This is a genomic window from Candidatus Steffania adelgidicola (assembly GCF_020541225.1).
Classification (GTDB): Bacteria; Pseudomonadota; Gammaproteobacteria; order Enterobacterales; family Enterobacteriaceae; genus Steffania; species Steffania adelgidicola.
The window spans coordinates 1198077-1217780 of sequence record NZ_CP045889.1 but is presented as its reverse complement, the minus strand read 5'-3'; the positions used below and the strand labels follow the sequence as shown (position 1 = coordinate 1217780).

13 protein-coding genes and 4 tRNA genes are annotated in these 19704 nt (G+C 40.1%); 3 read left to right on the top strand and 14 right to left on the bottom strand.

Translation table 11 applies throughout. The features are described from left to right. Positions 1-56: 56 nt before the first annotated feature. The 3 genes from rpoB to rplJ all read right to left on the bottom strand — a co-directional run bounded on the left by rpoB (position 57) and on the right by rplJ (position 5345). A complete protein-coding gene (gene rpoB, locus GFK82_RS03465) occupies positions 57-4085 on the bottom strand; it encodes a DNA-directed RNA polymerase subunit beta (protein ID WP_226810732.1) in 4029 nt (1342 codons plus the stop codon). Between the two features lie 326 nt (positions 4086-4411). Beyond that, positions 4412-4780 carry a 50S ribosomal protein L7/L12 gene (rplL, locus tag GFK82_RS03460; protein ID WP_226810731.1) on the bottom strand — a complete coding sequence of 123 codons (369 nt, stop codon included), beginning with the start codon at positions 4778-4780 and terminating at the stop codon, positions 4412-4414. Between the two features lie 55 nt (positions 4781-4835). Further along, the gene (gene rplJ / locus GFK82_RS03455; protein ID WP_226810729.1) at positions 4836-5345 is read right to left on the bottom strand and encodes a 50S ribosomal protein L10; all 510 of its coding nucleotides are present in this window, start codon (positions 5343-5345) and stop codon (positions 4836-4838) included. Here rplJ and GFK82_RS03970 point away from each other — a divergent pair. Then, a complete protein-coding gene (locus GFK82_RS03970; RefSeq protein ID WP_282100974.1) occupies positions 5339-5467 on the top strand; it encodes a hypothetical protein in 129 nt (42 codons plus the stop codon). The two genes, rplJ and GFK82_RS03970, sit on opposite strands and share 7 nt — an antisense overlap. Before the next feature lie 192 nt (positions 5468-5659). Here GFK82_RS03970 and rplA read toward each other — a convergent pair whose 3' ends face one another. From rplA to GFK82_RS03415, 8 genes are all read right to left on the bottom strand, one after another. Then, complete coding sequence (gene rplA / locus GFK82_RS03450; RefSeq protein WP_226810727.1) at positions 5660-6364, bottom strand: 50S ribosomal protein L1; 705 nt, start codon at positions 6362-6364, stop codon at positions 5660-5662. A gap of 2 nt (positions 6365-6366) precedes the next feature. Then, the gene (gene rplK, locus GFK82_RS03445; RefSeq protein ID WP_226810719.1) at positions 6367-6795 is read right to left on the bottom strand and encodes a 50S ribosomal protein L11; all 429 of its coding nucleotides are present in this window, start codon (positions 6793-6795) and stop codon (positions 6367-6369) included. 138 nt (positions 6796-6933) lie between these two features. Further along, positions 6934-7479, bottom strand: coding sequence for a transcription termination/antitermination protein NusG (gene nusG / locus GFK82_RS03440; protein WP_226810717.1), 546 nt, complete (start codon positions 7477-7479; stop codon positions 6934-6936). A gap of 1 nt (position 7480) precedes the next feature. Continuing rightward, the gene (gene secE / locus GFK82_RS03435; RefSeq protein ID WP_226810700.1) at positions 7481-7864 is read right to left on the bottom strand and encodes a preprotein translocase subunit SecE; all 384 of its coding nucleotides are present in this window, start codon (positions 7862-7864) and stop codon (positions 7481-7483) included. Positions 7865-9203: 1339 nt separating this feature from the next. After that, positions 9204-9279, bottom strand: a tRNA-Thr gene (locus tag GFK82_RS03430). A 5-nt stretch (positions 9280-9284) separates the two neighbouring features. Then, a tRNA-Gly gene (locus GFK82_RS03425) sits at positions 9285-9359 on the bottom strand. A gap of 175 nt (positions 9360-9534) precedes the next feature. Continuing rightward, a tRNA-Tyr gene (locus tag GFK82_RS03420) sits at positions 9535-9619 on the bottom strand. Between the two features lie 11 nt (positions 9620-9630). After that, positions 9631-9703, bottom strand: a tRNA-Thr gene (locus GFK82_RS03415). 395 nt (positions 9704-10098) lie between these two features. Here GFK82_RS03415 and coaA point away from each other — a divergent pair. After that, positions 10099-11049 (top strand): type I pantothenate kinase, encoded by a 951-nt coding sequence (gene coaA / locus GFK82_RS03410; protein WP_226810699.1) that lies wholly within the window; start codon positions 10099-10101, stop codon positions 11047-11049. 1237 nt (positions 11050-12286) lie between these two features. Here the strand turns inward: coaA and murA are convergent. Continuing rightward, on the bottom strand, positions 12287-13549 hold the full coding sequence (murA, locus tag GFK82_RS03405; protein ID WP_226810697.1) for a UDP-N-acetylglucosamine 1-carboxyvinyltransferase: 1263 nt from the start codon (positions 13547-13549) through the stop codon (positions 12287-12289). A gap of 62 nt (positions 13550-13611) precedes the next feature. Continuing rightward, positions 13612-13857 (bottom strand): BolA family iron metabolism protein IbaG, encoded by a 246-nt coding sequence (ibaG, locus tag GFK82_RS03400; protein ID WP_226810695.1) that lies wholly within the window; start codon positions 13855-13857, stop codon positions 13612-13614. A 1145-nt stretch (positions 13858-15002) separates the two neighbouring features. Between ibaG and ygfZ the strand changes: the two genes are divergently transcribed. After that, the gene (ygfZ, locus tag GFK82_RS03395; protein ID WP_226810686.1) at positions 15003-15986 is read left to right on the top strand and encodes a tRNA-modifying protein YgfZ; all 984 of its coding nucleotides are present in this window, start codon (positions 15003-15005) and stop codon (positions 15984-15986) included. Between the two features lie 697 nt (positions 15987-16683). On the opposite strand, the gene topA is transcribed toward ygfZ, so the two are convergent. Continuing rightward, the gene (gene topA, locus GFK82_RS03390) at positions 16684-19260 is read right to left on the bottom strand and encodes a type I DNA topoisomerase (RefSeq protein ID WP_226810684.1); all 2577 of its coding nucleotides are present in this window, start codon (positions 19258-19260) and stop codon (positions 16684-16686) included. Positions 19261-19704: the final 444 nt, after the last annotated feature.

Below are 19704 nucleotides of genomic sequence, written 5' to 3'. Positions count from 1 at the left end.
GCGCCTGAAACGCTCAAGCGTCCTTATGATCAGTGCAAATTGCACCCGTGCGAACATTAATCGTTTTCCAGCTCGATATTAATACCTAGAGAGCGGATTTCTTTCAACAAGACGTTAAAGGATTCTGGCATGCCGGGTTCCATCATATGATTGCCATCCACGATATTTTTATACATTTTAGTGCGACCATTAACATCATCTGATTTGACGGTAAGCATTTCCTGCAGTGTATAGGCTGCCCCGTAGGCTTCTAGTGCCCATACTTCCATTTCCCCAAAACGTTGGCCACCGAATTGCGCTTTCCCCCCTAGTGGTTGCTGAGTTACTAAACTGTATGAGCCGGTGGACCGTGCATGCATCTTATCATCAACAAGGTGGTTGAGTTTGAGCATGTACATGTAACCTACGGTGACATCACGCTCGAATTTTTCCCCAGTTCGCCCATCAAACAAAGGGATCTGACCGTAGATTGGAAGGTCAGCAAGCTTTAGCATCTCTTTAATTTCTTTCTCTTTAGCGCCATCAAATACTGGTGTGGCGATAGGCATTCCTTCTCGCAAGTTCTCTGCTAGACGGAGAACTTCTTCGTCGGAGAAAGTGCTGAGATCCACTTTTTGGCGTACATCATCACCCAGATTATAGGCTTTCTGGAGAAAATCACGTAGTTTATCCATCGTCTCATGTTGTTTCAACATGACGTTAATTTTATCACCGATGCCTTTTGCTGCCATACCTAGATGTGTTTCTAGAATTTGACCAATATTCATTCGTGATGGTACACCCAGTGGGTTCAGAACGATATCTACAGGTACGCCATTTTCGTCATAAGGCATATCTTCAATTGGATTAATCTTTGAGATAACGCCCTTATTGCCATGACGGCCTGCCATTTTGTCGCCCGGCTGAATCTGACGTTTCACCGCCAGGTATACTTTTACAATTTTTAGCACACCTGGAGCTAGGTCATCGCCTTGGGTGATTTTTCGCCGTTTAGCTTCTAGTTTTTTCTCAAACTCGTTTTTAAGCTCGTCATGTTGCTCAGCTAGTTTTTCGAGTTGGTTTTGTTTTTCTTCGTTAGCTAATCCTAATTCTAGCCATCGCTCACGGGTCAGTGTGTCTAGCATATGCGATGCAATACCGTTGGCGATTAATACTTCACGGATACGGATGAATAGCCCAGCTTCAAATATTTTTAGTTCTTCAGTCAGGTCTTTTTTGATCTGATTCAGTTGCATTTCCTCGATTTCCAGGGCGCGCTTATCTTTTTCGACGCCATCACGTGTAAACACCTGGACATCAATCACAGTACCGGAAACGCCATTTGGCACACGTAGCGATGAGTCTTTCACGTCAGAGGCTTTTTCACCGAAAATGGCCCTTAACAGTTTTTCTTCCGGCGTTAATTGCGTTTCTCCTTTCGGAGTCACTTTACCCACTAGAATATCTCCGCCAGTCACTTCTGCACCAATATACACGATGCCAGACTCGTCTAGCTTGGAGAGCGCTGCTTCTCCCACGTTTGGGATATCAGCAGTAATCTCTTCAGGTCCAAGCTTAGTGTCGCGAGACACACACGCTAGTTCCTGGATATGGATAGTGGTAAAACGATCTTCCTGTACTACGCGTTCGGAAACGAGCATCGAGTCTTCAAAGTTGTAACCGTTCCACGGCATGAAGGCGATACGCATATTCTGACCTAGCGCTAGCTCACCCAGATCTGTAGAGGGACCGTCCGCCAAAACATCGCCACGTTCAATCGGTTCATCCAGCGAAACACAAGGCGTCTGACTAATACAGGTATTTTGGTTAGAACGGATATATTTTGTTAAATTATAAATATCGATCCCCGCTTCCCCCGGACACATTTCATCCTCATTGACGTTAATCACAATACGTGAAGCGTCTACATATTGCACAATTCCACCGCGTTTTGCTACAGCAGTAACGCCCGAATCCACTGCAACCGCACGCTCCATGCCGGTGCCAACTAGAGGTTTGTCAGTACGTAGGGTAGGTACTGCTTGGCGCTGCATATTTGCACCCATCAAAGCGCGATTGGCGTCGTCGTGCTCTAGAAATGGAATCAGTGAAGCGCCAACTGATACTACCTGTTGTGTGGAGACGTCCATGTAGTTAACCTGGTCTCTGCTGAACAAGCTGGCTTCCCCTTTACTCCGGCATGTTACTAATTCATTAATAAATCTGCCGTCTTCACTGAGGTTGGTGTTAGCTTGTGCGATAACGAAATTACCTTCCTCAATTGCCGATAAATAATGGATTTCGTCGGTAACTGTACCCTCTTGCACACGTCGATACGGTGTTTCCAGGAAACCGTATTCGTTGGTTTGTGCGTAAACAGAGAGAGAGTTAATAAGTCCAATGTTTGGTCCTTCGGGAGTTTCAATGGGACATACGCGTCCATAATGGGTTGGATGAACATCTCGTACTTCAAAACCCGCTCGCTCGCGGGTTAGACCACCTGGACCTAATGCAGAGATGCGTCGTTTGTGAGTAATTTCGGATAATGGGTTATTCTGATCCATAAATTGTGATAGTTGACTGGATCCGAAAAATTCTTTTACTGCTGCTGAAATGGGTTTAGCGTTGATCATGTCTTGTGGCATGAGGGTGTCTAGATCACCTAAAGATAGACGTTCTTTCACAGCTCGTTCCACACGAACTAACCCAACACGGAACTGGTTTTCTGCCATTTCACCCACCGAACGGATTCGGCGGTTTCCTAAATGATCGATATCGTCAACTTCGCCTTTACCGTTACGAATATCAATAAGCTTCTTTAATACATCAAGGATATCGTTCTTGCTAAGAATACCGGAGCCTTGAATTTCTTCACGCATAAGAGAACGGTTAAACTTCATCCGCCCGACTGCTGAAAGATCGTAACGATCTTCTGAGAAGAAGAGATTTTCAAACAAATTCTCAGCCGCTTCGCGGGTTGGTGGCTCGCCAGGACGCATCATGCGGTAGATTTCTACTAATGCGCTGAGTCGGTCACTGCTTGGATCTACACGTAATGTCTCGGAAATATAGGCGCCATGATCTAAGTCGTTGGTAAAAAGTGTCTCAAGACTTGTAATTCCCGCTTGGTTTAGCTTGGTTAGCAGGTCTAGTGTCAGTTCGATATTAGCGGGAACGATGATCTCACCAACATTTTTATCAATATGATCTTTTCCTGCCACCTTGCCTATAATGTATTCGGCAGGAACTTCAATCTGCGTTATGTTGTCTTTTTCCAGCTGGCGAATGTGACGCGCCGTAATACGGCGGCCTTGTTCAACATAAACGATTCCATTGACCTTGATATCAAATGAAGCAGTTTCACCACGTAACCGCTCAGGTAGAAGTTCCATTTGTAACTTGTTATCGTGAATTTTATAAATTACTTTATCAAAGAATATATCTAGGATCTGGCTGGTGTTATAATTAAGCGCGCGTAGAATAATTGTAGCTGGTAATTTACGACGGCGATCGATACGGACAAATAAATTATCTTTCGGATCGAATTCAAAATCTAACCAAGAACCGCGGTAAGGAATAATGCGTGCGTTGTAAAGCACTTTCCCAGAGGAGTGGGTTTTACCCTTATCGCTATCAAAAAATACGCCGGGACTACGGTGTAGCTGGGAGACAATAACACGTTCAGTGCCGTTAATTACAAACGTGCCATTGTCAGTCATGAGCGGAATTTCACCCATATAGACTTCCTGTTCTTTGATATCTTTTACTGTACTTTCAGTGGCTTCTCGCTCATAAATAACAAGGTGTAACTTTACGCGCAACGGTGCGGAAAAGGTTATCCCGCGGATCTGGCACTCTTTAACATCAAAGACGGGTTCGCCCAGACGGTAACCGACATATTTTAGTTCGGAGTTACCGCTATAGCTTTGTATGGGAAATACAGAACGGAAAGCGGCTTCCAGTCCGTACTGACCTTCTGGATCTTGCTCGATAAATTTTTGAAATGAATCAAGCTGAACCGAAAGAAGATAGGGAACGTCCAAAACTTGTGGGCGTTTTCCGAAATCTTTTCGAATGCGTTTTTTTTCGGTATAGGAGTAAACCATAGGGTTCCTCAGCTAGGTGACAAGTCGACCTATTCTGTCCGTTGTGTTAGGACAGCAATATGCAACGTGATTGATCGTGATCGGAGAATAAATATTCTCTCCGTCATACCTATTTCTGCCACTCTTAAATCATTTCGCTGAACTTTGCTAAACCAGGGAGAGGGTTTGGCAGACGATGCAGTATATTAAGTCGTCGATAGAAAAATATTAATTTTATTAGTACGTTAATAGAATAAAATCCCATTGATTTTTTTTACACATCGAAAAAAGGCCGCGATGGACAGAAGACTATCAGCTCCGTTTAGACTATAACCTATAAGGTAAGCTTATTTAATCTCAACAGACGCGCCCGCTTCTTCTAAGACTTTCTTCAGTGCTTCAGCGTCATCTTTGCTTATGCTTTCTTTTAGAGTGGCGGGGGCGGATTCTACTAGATCCTTAGCTTCTTTTAACCCTAGACCAGTAGCGCTTCTTGCGGCTTTGATGACTGCAACTTTGTTTGTTCCTATTGCGTTTAGGACAACGTCAAACTCAGTTTTTTCTTCTACGGTTTGAATCGGGTCACCACTAGCTACATTTACAGTAGCCATGGCGGAAACGCCAAATTTTTCTTCCATGATAGAGATAAGTTCTACCACATCCATAATGGACATTTCAGCAACTGCGTCTAGAATTTGTTCTTTAGTGATAGACATAACCAGTGTTCCTAGAATTCAGAAAGGTATTGATGTGTTTGCAATTTGTTTAGAATTAAGCATGCAATTCTGTTTCTTCTTTTTGATTGCGAAGTGCGACTAACATGCGAATTAGTTTGCCTGAAGAGGCTTCTTTCATGGTAAACATTAATTGGGCAATAGCTTCTTTATAAGTGGGGAGAGTTGCTAGGCGGTCGATCTGCGATCCTGGGATAATTTCGCCCTGAAAAGCGGCGGCTTTAACTTTAAAGTTAGTATTTTCTTTAGCAAAATCTCTAAACAAACGAGCGGCTGTACCTGGGTGTTGATGAGAAAATGCAATTAGAGTTGGACCGATAAACATATCGTTTAGACACTGGAAAGGACCATCTTTAACGATCTGGCGCATGAGAGTGTTACGAACAACGCGCATGTAGACACCGGTTTCACGACCTGCCTTACGTAATTCAGTCATTTTATCTACTGTTATGCCGCGAGAATTTGCGACAACAGCAGAAATCGCGTTTTTAGCTATTTCGCTGATTTCTTCAATAATAGCTTGTTTTTCTTGAAGATTTAATGCCATTACGTCGTGCTCCTGGATTTATCCGGGAAATCGCTCCCGGAACTTATTTCATATACCGTTATAGTGACAGTAGGCGTGAACATACTATTGAGCATGATCTAGCAAACAAATATGATATGTAGGCTCTGTCACCATCGAGGTGGAAAAAACAAATGCCATTACAGACACTGGGGGTGTCTTGATGGCGGCTTAGATGGGCTAAGTTGCCACCAAAATAATCTTGGTGTGTTGCGGCCAGGATAAAAAACAAAGTGCTCTGGCGAAGCTTGGGATGATAAATTCTAGACAAATCTAACGTCCGCGTACAGTAATAATTAAGTGGTGACCATAGATAGACTGTTTGGATCAATGGTAACACTTGGTCCCATAGTGCTAGAGAGGATGACTTGCTTGATATAAATACCTTTAGTCTGGGTTGGTTTGGCTTTTTTTAATGCTAGAAGCAAAGCTTCTAGATTTTCTTTTAATTTATCGGATTCAAAATTTATTTGACCGATAGTAGTATGAATGATGCCATGTTTATCATTTCGGTAGCGGATCTGACCTGCTTTTGCGTTATTAACCGCTTCAGCAATGTTCGGGGTGATGGTGCCGACTTTAGGGTTTGGCATCAGCCCGCGTGGTCCGAGGATATGGCCTAGTTGCCCGACGACACGCATTGCATCCGGAGAGGCGATTACTACATCAAAGTTGCATATGCCTTTTTGGATCTGATCTGCAAGCTCATCCATACCAACCAAGTCTGCATGAGCGGATTTAGCCGCTTCAGCGTTAGCGCCCTGAGTGAATACGGCCACTCTTACATGACGACCAGTACCGTGTGGAAGCACAGTAGCACCGCGAACATTTTGATCGGACTTGCGTGCATCTATTCCTAGATTAATTGCAACGTCAACACTTTCAATAAACTTGACGGCAGGTAGTTCTTTTAGTAGTGCTAGGGCTTCGCTGATATCGTACTTCTTAGTAGAGCTGATTTTATCTCGAATAATGCGCATGCGTCTGCTGAGTTTAGCCATTTTTAATCCTCGACAACTAAGCCCATAGAGTGCGCGGTGCCTAGAATGGAGCGGGAGATTGCTTCCAGGTTGGAACCAGTCATATCAGTCGCTTTGATTTCTGCGATTTCAAGTATCTGAGCACTGCTAACGGTGCCTATTTTATCTATATTTGGTTTTCCGGAAGCGACTTTGATGCCTGCGGCTTGCTTTAGCAGTGCCGCTGCTGGCGGGGTCTTGGTTATGAAAGTAAAAGAACGATCGGAATACACCGTGATAACTACTGGAATTGGTAGCCCTTTTTCAAGGTTTTCTGTTTTAATATTGAAGGCCTTGCAGAATTCCATGATATTAACGCCTTTCTGACCTAGAGCCGGACCTACTGGAGGGCTGGGGTTGGCCATGCCTGCGGCAACTTGAAGTTTAATATAGGCTTGTATTTTTTTAGCCATTTTGATTTCCTTGTCATGGGTAATAACGCCAGTTATGGCTCCCCATATATTATAGATAACTGTGTTTTAAAAAATAAAGCATATAAAAGTAAAATGCTATTTTTAATTAATTTAACACCTTGAGCAAGGGAAAGTGACTTAGCCTTTTTCAACCTGACCGAAATCGAGTTCTACTGGAGTGGCTCGTCCAAAGATTGAAACCGATACCTTCAGACGACTTTTTTCGTAGTCAACTACTTCTACTACACCGTTGAAATCAGCAAATGGACCATGGTTAAGTCGAACTAACTCACCCGGTTCAAAAAGGGTTTTTGGTCTTGGCTTGTCCCCAATTTGTTGTAAGCGATTCATAATGGCATCGACTTCTTTCTCACCGATGGGCGCAGGACGATCTGAGGTGCCTCCGATGAAGCCCATGACACGTGGTACACTGCGCACCAAATGCCAGCTAGCATCTTGCATTACCATCTGTACTAAAACATAGCCCGGAAAGAATTTCCGTTCGCTTTTTCGCCGCTGACCAGCGCGAATTTCAACCACTTCTTCTGTTGGCACCATTACTTCGCCAAACAATTCCGTCATGTCATGTAGCTTAATATGCTCACGGAGAGACTGCGCTACTCGCCCCTCAAAGCCAGAAAACGCCTGCACAACGTACCAGCGTTTTTTGTGGAATTTGCACATCTTAGAACCTCAGGCTAGTAATGAATGATATTACATAGACCAGAATTCCATCTAGCCCCCACAGGATCAGTGCCATTACGGCGGTCACTGTTGCAACGATTAGCGTAGTATGTAACGTTTCTTGGTGGGTTGGCCAAATTACTTTACGTACTTCGATGCGTGCTTCACGTGCAAACCCAATTAGAGACTTCCCCTTGGAGGTCATCATAGCCACACCACCCGCAATAGCTAAAATCAAGACTTCGGTAAAAGTGCGTAGAGGTAGGCTAAAGTCGCGATAAAAATAGTTCCCAACGATAGAGATAACCAACAGCATAAAAACAATTAACCACTTAACCATTTCGATGCTGCGTTTACTGCTTTGAGTTATGATATTGATACTCATAGAAAACCTGTCACAATAAAGTTTATTAACTGTAAGCACACGTTAGATGATCAAGAAAAACGTTTGAAGGCTTATACCGCAATATGAAATCGTATTTTACTCATGACAAAAATTTAAATATCAGGAAACTAATAGTATTATTTGTCACGGTTAAAAAAGGATGTGACATGATGCGCTTGCATTGTATCTTGCGTCAAATATTTATTCGATAAATGCTAGGATTTCTTGAATAATAGATGACTTTAGCAACCATACTGCGTTAACAATATTGGCACTTTTGTTTATGGAGAATTGGCGAGCATATTTTATATAATAGCGAAGGTTTATCAGATTAACCTTAATTTGATTTTTTTTCACTAATTTATCGACGGTAGTCTTTAAAGAAGAGGGTGGGGTAGCTCTTGGTTTTATTTTCACGCAGAAATGGCATTTAATTTTTCCTGTGTATGGCTTGGCTGCATTTCGTAAAACTTGATAATACGCAGTAAGTGTTTTCCGTTGTTTTCTCCGGTATATCCTTATTTTTAGCGACACTGGGAATATGCAGCGTTGATGAAGATGATGATGGATATTTTTAAGCAGTACAAATTTAGTGCGTCACCAATTTTCGATGGTGGTCTTTGTGTTGGAGTAGAGCTTCTGAAGGTTTGTGTAAGGTGGGTGCTTTTTTCTTCAGAAAAGCAATGTTTGCAATTTTGAAATAAGTTGTCTCGAGTGAAACAAAGATGTGTAACCTGGAATATCACTATCGTACTAATAATCATTGCATTTTATTTTACGAATTTCATTGATTTTTCATCATAAATCATATCATGTTTTTGTTTGTTATCATCATGTATATTTGCCTAACGATTTAGTAGGTTAGGTGCTGGCTGGTTTTCGTTATGAAGTAGTTGCTAATGGTAAGTGTCAAAATTATACTATCTATTTTAAAATGCAGGTTTATACATGGTTTTTTACATAGTCGATTATGTTCGTAAGAAGCCTATGTATGAATAGTACATAGTCAGGGCATCGTATTAATAACGTGTGTTGTTCCGTGCATTGTTAATAGTAACATCAGGCGTTTTTAATACACTGATGATTCAATTAAATATAGGTATGATGTCGACATGGACCGTGCATAGAGGATTGGTGCTGATGGTATGGATCAAGATCCTTGACATGGAGCAATGTGGTTGATAATAGTGCCGCGCATGTATTGTTTGATATGTAAAGGTTTTTAGAGATTTATTCTGTTTTTGAAGATATAAGTATATCGGTACTTTGACTATATTAATTAAACAATATATCCAAAGATATTTGGTCTTTAAAAATCCGCTTAGAAAGCGCCTAATAGTGGTGCTGATAAGCAGATTTGAACTGCTGACCTCACCCTTACCAAGGGTGTGCTCTACCAACTGAGCTATATCAGCAAAATTGGAGCGGGTAGTGGGAATCGAACCCACATCATCAGCTTGGAAGGCTGATGTAATAACCATTATACGATACCCGCCTCTTGCAATGCACTTATTTAATATTTTTATGGATTAGGACCTGACTCATAGGCTCTGGTTTAATATTATATTAGGGTGCGTTAGTTACTTCAACCAAAAGATTACTGAAAGGTTTCGCTTTCGAGTCCTCTACTCGCTAAATCATAAAATTTAGCATCCTACTGGATAGGAATTTGGTGGTGGGGGAAGGATTCGAACCTTCGAAGTCTATGACGGCAGATTTACAGTCTGCTCCCTTTAACCACTCGGGAACCCCACCGGATTTTGGGGTGCCGGCAGAAGGATTCGAACCTTCGACCTACTAATTACAAGTCAGTTGCTCTACCAGCTGAGCTATACCGGCACTAAGTGCTGCGCATTTTAGGTGAGAGCGGACGATTGATGCAACAAAAAAATTATAAAAATTTCATTTTTTTTAGAAATGACCTGATATTAAAAATACACGTTATTATTTTATTTAAAGCAGTAGCATATTCCATTAAAAGCTATATATTATCATATTGGACGTAATTAGGTAAACTCCTGGTTTAGACTGTATTGAGGTCTTCCTGATTAGATACTATCGGATTATAGATGTCCCTGTAGGTAAGGGACCATGATAGCGAACGAATTATTCTATAAAATAGCAGAAAAATACTCTTCGATATATACGAAGCTGTTGATACCATGCAGTTTCTTGCCTTTTCGGGTTGCTTTACTATGTCTTGATATAGATTATGTGACAGGTTACCTCATGTTATGATAAAAGCTATGCAGCCTCCGAGTACGCCATATCTGCAATTTAATCGAAAACAGTGGGCTGCGTTACGTAATTCCGTGTCGCTGACCCTTACTGAGAGCGAAATCATTAAGTTAAAGGGAATGAATGAAGAGCTGTCTCTTGCGGAAGTAGCAGAAATCTATTTACCCCTATCGCGTTTGCTTAACTTATATATTAGCTCCGATTATCGTCGCCAGACGGTGTTGGAGCATTTTTTAGGCACTGACGATCAGCGAATTCCTTATATCATAGGTATTGCGGGTAGCGTTGCCGTTGGAAAGAGTACAACAGCTCGTGTCCTACAGTCGTTACTTAGTCGCTGGCCCGAACATCGTAAAGTGGGACTGGTAACGACCGATGGTTTTTTGTATCCGAATCGGGTGCTGAAGCAGCGGAATCTCATGAAGAACAAAGGCTTTCCTGAGTCTTATGATATTCGAAGCCTAATTAATTTTCTTTCGCAAGTGAAATCGGGAACACCGCGTGTAACCGTTCCAGTTTATTCCCATTTGATTTATGACGTTGTACCTAACGCAGAAACAGTAATTTCCCAGCCAGATATTGTGATTCTGGAGGGGTTAAATGTATTGCAAAGTAGCAGCGATTATAATTATGATCCTGATCATATGTTTGTTTCCGACTTTATTGACTTTTCTATTTATGTTGATGCGCCTGAAATACTTTTGCGGAGCTGGTATATAAATCGTTTTCTGAAATTCTGTCAGGGAGCATTTTCCGATCCTGACTCTTATTTTCATGATTATTCTGCACTTTCCGAACAAGAAGCAGTGGTGCTTGCTAGCAAACTATGGACTGAAATTAATGGGAGAAACTTGCGGAAAAATATCCTTCCCACCCGGGAGCGCGCTAGTTTGATTCTCGGCAAAAGCGTGAATCATCAGGTGGAAAGCGTTTATTTACGCAAGTAGTCTTCACTATATAGAAGTGTGTTTATTGAGATGTTTTTTATGTATAGTCAGTAGTTCGAAGTCTTTTAAAGTGATTTTTAAAGGTTGAAATGATGCATGAAATTTATTTATTCGAAGATAACGTTTTATTAATAACTGGTATTCATATAGAGACTCTTTAGTCTACATAAAAGCAGCACTATTAATCTAATTAATTAAAAAATCTTTAAATATTTACACAATAGGCATAGAGCACTGTTTTAATAAGAAATGTTATGTGGCGCTCTTTTAAGACAATAGAAACGATTAAAAATAATTCCTCGAAATCATGTGTTTTTTGAATAATAGATATCTTGTAATATACAATATATTATTGATTTCAATCAAATTAACAAACTATATTTTTTTGACAAATATAGTGGTAATTTAAAAAAATCTTGATATTACATACTATATATAAGTGGTGTAATTTAATCGTCTCTCTAAATAGAGAGAATGGTCGCGGACTAAAAAACCGAAAACTTAATATTATTTATCAACAAAATAGATATAGAAGAAACTTGGTTAGGATTTTCAATCAGAATTCGCTATTCATTAAAGTTCTCATATTGTCAAAAGTATTATATATTATACACTTACGATATGTTGTCTGTTTAAGGTAATATGTAATGTTTTTTTGGGGAAAGCAAGTGTATGCATAAATATAATTGATTTTTTACGATTTTTAAATATTTTTTATTGCAGTTTTATATTGTATTTAAATTTCGTATTTCTTTCCTACTGGAAATGCGATTTTTAGTTAATGAATATGTCCTGAGAACAAATAGTTTTCTTAAAATTATTTAGGCCGCCTGAAGAGGCGATATACACTTGTTGAAAAACAATTAGGGGTCTAATCATTAACCTTTAAGTATTAGGAGGTATAGTTCTTACAGTTAAAGCACGACGTATACCCGATACTATCTTTTCAAAAGATTTTGTATAGCATAAAAAATACTTTTTATGAAAAAATGACGTGATAGCAGAAGCTCAAGAGCATAGTGAACCCTGCATCTAACTATTGTAACGATAGTGTGGTAAAAGGATGTCACATGGACGCTTGATTTGAGGTTTCGATGCCAGTTTGATTTATGTAAAATGACGAAAAATATAAAATCAATGGTAAAGATAACGGTGAAGTCATCATCTTCTATAAAAAGAAAAGTACTGCCCATATGAGCCGTGTTATATATTTAACGTTATGCATAAACAATATTTATTATCTGTTAATTCTCTTGATATTCGCACCCATACGCCGCAGTTTTTCTTCGATGCAATCATAACCGCGATCGATATGATAAATGCGATCCACGCTAGTTACACCTTCAGCGATACAGCCAGCTAAAACTAAGCTAGCTGAAGCGCGTAAATCGGTGGCCATTACCTGTGCACCGAAGAGCGTCTCGATACCATGGCAGATCACTGTATTATTTGTCACTTCTGCTTGCGCCCCCATCCGCATCAACTCGGGGATATGCATGAAGCGATTTTCAAAAATAGTTTCAGTGATTATACCTGTCCCGTTGGCTACGAGATTTAATAAACTGAATTGTGCCTGCATATCTGTAGGAAATCCAGGATGGGCAGCAGTGCGTACCCGAACCGCTTTTGGTTGATGCCCGTGCATATCTAGACTAATCCAGTCAGTGCCGACCGTAATATCCGCCCCTGCTTCCCGTAGCTTAATAAGTACGCTATTCAGCATGTCAGGACGGGTAGAGTGACAGATGACACGTTCTCTGGATATGGCGGCTGCCACCAAGAAAGTCCCGGTTTCAATACGATCTGGAAGTATCCGATAAACACCGCCTCCAAGTCGTTTAACCCCTTCGATGGTGATTTTATAAGTGCTAGCGCCGGCACCGCTAATCTTCGCGCCAAGGCTTATAAGAAAATTAGCGGTATCAACAATTTCCGGTTCCCTGGCGGCATTTTCGATAATAGTGGTGCCCATCGCTAATGTTGCAGCGCTCATAATTGTTACCGTCGCGCCAACGCTGATCTGATCCATAACAATATGAGCACCGCGCAAACGTCCAACTACAGATGCTTTAACGTAACCGTCTTCTAACTCGATAGTTGCCCCAAGTTTCTCCAAGCCACTGATATGGAGATCTATGGGTCTCGCCCCGATGGCGCAGCCACCCGGTAATGATACTTTCCCCTGGCCAAAACGCGCGACTAGCGGTCCTAGTGCCCAAATCGATGCGCGCATCGTTTTTACTAGCTCATATGGTGCGAAATACACGTTGACATCGCGGGCGTCTATATATACTGAGTCATTCCGTTCAACTTTAGCACCAAGTTGGCGCAGTAGTGTCATTGTGGTGTCAATGTCTTTTAATTTAGGGACATTTTGTATTTCCACTGGTTCCTCTGCCAGTAACGTAGAAAATAAAATCGGTAGGGCGGCATTTTTGGCACCTGAGATTGTAACTTCGCCGCTTAATCGGGTAGGACCCTGGATATGAAATTTATCCATTATAACTGCTCTTTTATTTAATGCACAAAATGATTACCCCTAAGGGTAATATTTACAAACTATTACAGCGTGCGATGGCTATCCCACTCTTCCTGGGTATAGGTTTGAATCGATAAAGCATGAATGCGATTATCTGATATGTATTCCATCAGTGGTGCATAAATCATCTGCTGTTTTTTTACTCGGCTCATGCCGGTGAAGTGATTGCTGACTGCAATCACCTGAAAATGAGTACCATTGCCGCTTACATGGACTGCGTCTAATTCTAGGGTATTCATTAGTAGGGCTTTAATTTCAACGTGTTCCATACATAGTCTTTCATTTTCTAATCGGGAATTGTAGCTCTATCTTAGAGCAATTCATGAAGATCGGGAACTAGGAATTAGATTAACTATAATTTTATATTGTTATGCTTTGGACTATATTGCCGATTATCTATGAGGGGTGCAAGATTTTTATCTGTAATAAAAGGAGTGCTATAATCACGGATTATATTTTAGAAAGTGGGATGCTTTTATTTTGGATTGCTTAGATTCAGTTGTGTGTCTATTGACATAGACTGTACAAACGTTTTACGACTAAACAATTTGCTTTTTATCCTTGTATAGAGTGATAACAGAGGTAATCTATTGCGATAAACATATTTTGTATTTTTATTGGGATTTATTTAGTTTTTAATGATGATAAGAGTTAAAAAAATACAGATGTATGCTATATTCAATATAACTAAATCTAGGATTTATACTGGTTTATTTTTATGAATGTAAAATAAGAAAAAGATAAAAATGAAATTAGGTTTTTAGTAAAAATAGGATTTTTAAATTTATACAATCCAGTTAAAATTTAATTATTTATCTATGATATTTCTTTTTATTGATGCATGACTTTTCGTCATGGAAATTTCCTAACGTGATTCTCATTGAGAAATGCAAATTGATTATATATGCTCTCAAAAACAAACTGATCCAGGTGATTTATGTTTAACTGATTGTATTTATTTAAATTTCTTTATTTTAATTTGATAGGTTTTCGGGGAAAATAAATTCTTAATTAACTATTATCATTTTTTAAATGTAATAATATTATTTTTTATCACTATTCTAGTGCCGTGACTTTTATTGGTATTGAGAATTGGAATATTTTCTGTTAAATTAAATTTACGTGACATTGTCGATTTTTCTTTGGGGTTGGATATTGTTATGATTATATTATATTTCATAAGTATAACGCAACATTAATTCGAAGATACTCTATAGTAGATTATCTATTTTGTAGATGTCAACTCTGGGTTTTTATAAAAAACAGGTTTTTAAAAAACCTACATAGGATATCATTTAAAGTCAATCAATTCGTAATTGATTTAATAAATACTGAAAACCAAAGACCATATTTTCTTGAAAATATTGGGGAGTTACAATTAATATATTTCCAGGGGACTATATAGGATCACTAGATGTCATCTTCAATTATTTTTCCTTCTCGTTTCCCATTGCCTTCAATCTATTTGCCGTTAACACTTATTTCTCAGGAGGATTGGGGATTAGTCCGGCTTAACGGTGCGGAAAGTATGAAATATTTACAGGGCCAGTTAACTTGCGATGTCGCTTCATTAGATCCTGAGCACTTTAGCTTTGGTGCTCATTGCGATGCTAAAGGGAAGATGTTAAGTTACTTGTGCGTCTTTTACCACGGAGATGGGGTGGCTTTTATTGAACGGCGTAGTGTACGCAATAGTCAGATCGCTGAATTAAAAAAGTACGCTGTCTTTTCCAGAACCAATATTATTGCCGATGATGAAACGGTGATGTTGGGTGTTGCTGGTTTTCAGGCGCGGCGAGTACTTGCCCGGTTCTTTAGTAGAGTGCCAGATGAAATCCATCCCGTTTCGCATAATCAGGAAACCACTCTGCTTTATTTTAATCTTCCTAGGCCTCGGTTTTTGTTAATAACAACTCGATCGGTATGTATTTCCTTGCAAGACCAGCTAATCGGTCAGGCGCAGTTTAACGATAGTCGGCAATGGCTAGCACTGGATATAGAGGCAGGCTATCCAGTAATTGATAGTGTTAATGCAGCGCAGTTTATCCCACAGGCGGCTAATCTACAGATGTTGAATGCTATTAGCTTTAATAAGGGGTGTTACGCCGGCCAAGAAATGGTAGCACGTGCTAAATATCATGGAGTGAATACACGAGGTTTGTACTGGCTAGCTGGGAAAGCCAGCTATCTTCCCACTGTCGGTGACAAGTTGGAGCTGAAGATTGGTGATCATTGGCGCCAAACTGGTACAGTGCTCGCAGCTTGTAACTTGGAGGATGCCACTGTCTGGATACAGGCAGTGCTGAAGAAAAATTTAAAACCTAACAGTCTTCTGCGTGTTAAGGAAGATCAAAGTAGCGTTTTGTCTCTACGACCGTTACAGTATGTGATTGATTAAATGTTTGATAAAATTAATCCGTATGATATCACGGATGAAGTTGTTTTACATTATAGCATATAAATCAGCGGGCGTATATTGCTGAGAATACATTTTTACTATTTTTTTATCTGTATTAGCGACTCGCTTGGAAAGAGAGCTGTTTCATCATTCATTTATAAATATATAAAAAATCTATAGCTAGAGTTTAATATGCTGTATTCCGTAAAGGGATGCAATGATTGTTAGTATTTATTTCAGCCACCGTTATATTCACAAGTGTATTTACGGTTCTTGTATTAATAACGTTAAGACTTCTTGTTATACACATAGTGAAGTAATTATCTGGATGTAAAATGTTATCCGGTGCGGATAATTCCAGTAAAAGTAAAGAATACAAAAAGATAAGTTAGCACTTTATACATCCTCCATAAGGTGAGGGGTAGCGCATGCTTTGTAAGCACTGCACAATATATATCCTAGCGACATGCAGCACTCTGGGATAAGATAGAGTGCTTAAAGCTAACTAATTGTATTCCAAGTATCACGTTTAGAATTAAATTGATCGATTTAATAGAAAAACTATTTTTAGTTAGAGTATATTAGTTATAGTGAATCACAGATATCGTCTCTTTAAGAAAGACGTGATTTGAGTATGGAATTATAAAGACAATTAATTTTAGTGCATTAAAAAGTGATATTATAAATGTTAACTGAATTACTTTTGAGTGACCTGCCATGTAGTATTAATGTAGAAAGCACACCATCCAGTAGCCTTGCCGTCTTTTTTAGAGGCAGCGTATTGTTGCTTTGTTTTACGGCTGAAGCGTACAAAAGTCGCGTTACCCTTGTCATCTTGTAGAGGTGCATCGGCTAAATATCGTAGTTTTTCTGGCAAGCGATCGCGAAAACGGGCTAGTTCTGAAATTAGAGGGGCTCGGGTTTCTCTAGATTTCGGAAATGTGTTAGCGGCCAAAAATATCCCTGCTTCTCCCTCACGTAGTACAAAGTACGCATCTGATTTCTCGCACGGCAACTCAGGTAGCAATACTGGATCTGCCTGTGGTCTTGCGACTTCGCCGGTGCGCAGAATTTTACGAGTGTTTTTACACGCATCGTTTGTACAGCCCATATATTTCCCAAAAGGTCCTACTTTCATCTGCATGTCAGCGCTACATTTCTCACATTGGATGACGGGACTATTTTGACCTTTGATACGGAAATCACCTTGTTCTATATCGTATGTATCACATTGCGGATTATTTCCGCAAACGTGAAGTTGATGATGGCTGTTAATGATATAATTATCCATAGCGGTGCCGCATTTTCTACAGCGGCGGCGTAAGCGCAATGCATTTGTTTCTGCATCCTCACCTTCCAAAACGTTTAGAGCTTCAGATGCTGGAATGAGATTAATAGTGCTTTTGCATCGCTCCTTTAAGGGTAGGCCGTAGCCCGAACAACTTAGGAAGACGCCGGTACTAGCAGTACGGATTCCCATGTTTCGGCCGCAGACTGGACAATCAATGACGGTCATCACGATTGGATTTGGGCGCATGCCTCCGTCTTTCGGATCTTTCGTGGCGTTTTCTAGCTGCTGGGTGAATTTTTCAAAGAATATATTTAAGAGACTCTTCCATTCCTGCTGATTTGCTGCTACCTGATCGAGGGTATCTTCCATTTTAGCAGTAAAATCATAATTCATTAGTTCATGAAAGTTTTCTGTTAGACGATCGGTAACGATTTCTCCCATCTTCTCAGCGTAAAAACGTCGGTTTTCTATATGGACATAGCCGCGATCTTGAATTGTAGAGATAATCGATACATAAGTCGAGGGTCGGCCAATGCCTCGTTTCTCTAACTCTTTGACTAGTGAAGCTTCGCTATATCGCGGGAGTGGTTTGGTATAATGCCGACGTGGCAGCAATTTAGTTAATTGAAGTCTTTGGCCAACTTCTACCGTCGGTAAAGTCTTATCTTCTTCGATCGTACGTATTGCCGGCATTAGTTTTATCCACCCATCAAAACATAGTGTTCTGGCTCGAGCACGTAATTGAAACTCACCGGCGGTTACGGTGAGTGTGGTGCAATTATATTGCGCTGGAGTCATTTGGCAGGTAATGAATTGACACCATATGAGTTGATATAGTTTTTGTGCAGAAGATTCCATGTCTTTTAGTTTTTCTGACAGAGTATATACCTCGGAGGGGCGAATCGCTTCATGTGCCTCCTGGACATTATTTTTAGTGGCATATTTATTAGATCGCTTCGGTAGATAATGGTGTCCGAAAGAAGTACGGATATAATTTCGAGCCATGGTTAGCGCATCCTGACTCAAATTAGTAGAATCGGTACGTATATAGGTAATATACCCGGCTTCATACAGTTGTTGTGCTAACCTCATGGTTTTTTTTACTCCATAGCCCAGGTGGGAACTTGCTGCCTGTTGCAGTGTGGAGGTGGTGAATGGCGCTCCTGGTTTGCTCATGCTCACTTTATCGTCACGATTTCTAACTACATACTCTGAATTTTCCAGAAGATTTATTGCTGATAACATTTCCTGATGATTAATTGGTTTGAAGAGTTTTTTTCCTTGATGTGTTACCTGCATCGTTAGTGCGGTTTGTAGATGAGCGTATAATTCCCAATACTCTTGCGGTACAAATGTTTTAATTTCCCGTTCGCGCTCTACTATGAGCCTAACTGCTACTGACTGGACTCGACCACCTGAAAGGCCGCGAGCAATTTTCTGCCATAATAACGGTGAGATCATATAACCGACGACGCGGTCCATAAATCGCCTTGCTTGCTGAGCATATACTCGGTTCATGTTTAGTGCACATGGATTTTTAAAGGCTTGAGTGATCGCGTTGTGAGTGATCTCATTAAATACGACGCGGCTAAAACGTTTCTCATCACCGCCGATCACTTCACGTAAATGCCAGGCAATAGCTTCTCCTTCTCGGTCAAGGTCTGTTGCTAGATAGATATGATCGGCTTTTTCTGCAAGAGTTTTTAGCTCGGTTACCACTTTCTCTTTGCCGGGTAAAATTTCATATTGCGCTATCCAGTCATGGTAAGGATCAATTCCCATTCTGTTGACTAATGGATGCTGCAGATCGTGTTTGTTTTTTTTCTTGTTACTAGAGTGATTGTGTTTTTGATAGACGGAACCGTTAATCGGCAAATCGCGAATATGACCAACGCTTGATTTCACAACGTAGTCTTGACCTAAATATTTATTAATCGTTTTTGCTTTGGCTGGCGACTCAACGATAACGAGAGCTTTACCCATATTTACCTCTACCGGAGTGATGTTTACTGCAATCAAGAGATGTGGGCGTACTTTTATATTGCTTCAGCACCATCAAAAATCAATTTGTTTTTATCAGTGTCATTTGATAGTAGAGTAACATCTCAAGTTATTATGAATTCGATTATTGATCTAAGAAGCATAAGAAATCGCTGTCTATTTCTTTAGTAATCAGTAAAACAATAACTGTCAGATGTATGAAAGGTATCACTGTACATGATAAAAAAACTGGTGCAACTAATCAGAAGAAAAAAACGGTTTTACCTACTGATTTATTAGAAGAATCATAAAACAAATAAATAAATCATGGTCTGTTTTTAACAGATGCAACTGGGTATGAAATAAGAAATGAGTGAAAATAGAATTGAGGAAAACGCATTTTTAAATATTTCCATTGAAGAAAAAAAATACTAATCACCAGTGATC

What these genes read in the sequence shown, in the direction of transcription:
- rplL (WP_226810731.1), bottom strand. Translation starts at nt 4,780, where the DNA reads ATGTCTATCACTAAAGAACAAATTCTAGACGCAGTTGCTGAAATGTCC.
- GFK82_RS03970 (WP_282100974.1), top strand. Translation starts at nt 5,339, where the DNA reads ATGCCATTACGTCGTGCTCCTGGATTTATCCGGGAAATCGCTCCCGGA.
- rplA (WP_226810727.1), bottom strand. Translation starts at nt 6,364, where the DNA reads ATGGCTAAACTCAGCAGACGCATGCGCATTATTCGAGATAAAATCAGC.
- coaA (WP_226810699.1), top strand. Translation starts at nt 10,099, where the DNA reads ATGATAAAAGCTATGCAGCCTCCGAGTACGCCATATCTGCAATTTAAT.
- murA (WP_226810697.1), bottom strand. Translation starts at nt 13,549, where the DNA reads ATGGATAAATTTCATATCCAGGGTCCTACCCGATTAAGCGGCGAAGTT.
- rplK (WP_226810719.1), bottom strand. Translation starts at nt 6,795, where the DNA reads ATGGCTAAAAAAATACAAGCCTATATTAAACTTCAAGTTGCCGCAGGC.
- rplJ (WP_226810729.1), bottom strand. Translation starts at nt 5,345, where the DNA reads ATGGCATTAAATCTTCAAGAAAAACAAGCTATTATTGAAGAAATCAGC.
- topA (WP_226810684.1), bottom strand. Translation starts at nt 19,260, where the DNA reads ATGGGTAAAGCTCTCGTTATCGTTGAGTCGCCAGCCAAAGCAAAAACG.
- nusG (WP_226810717.1), bottom strand. Translation starts at nt 7,479, where the DNA reads ATGTGCAAATTCCACAAAAAACGCTGGTACGTTGTGCAGGCGTTTTCT.
- ibaG (WP_226810695.1), bottom strand. Translation starts at nt 13,857, where the DNA reads ATGGAACACGTTGAAATTAAAGCCCTACTAATGAATACCCTAGAATTA.
- secE (WP_226810700.1), bottom strand. Translation starts at nt 7,864, where the DNA reads ATGAGTATCAATATCATAACTCAAAGCAGTAAACGCAGCATCGAAATG.
- ygfZ (WP_226810686.1), top strand. Translation starts at nt 15,003, where the DNA reads ATGTCATCTTCAATTATTTTTCCTTCTCGTTTCCCATTGCCTTCAATC.
- rpoB (WP_226810732.1), bottom strand. Translation starts at nt 4,085, where the DNA reads ATGGTTTACTCCTATACCGAAAAAAAACGCATTCGAAAAGATTTCGGA.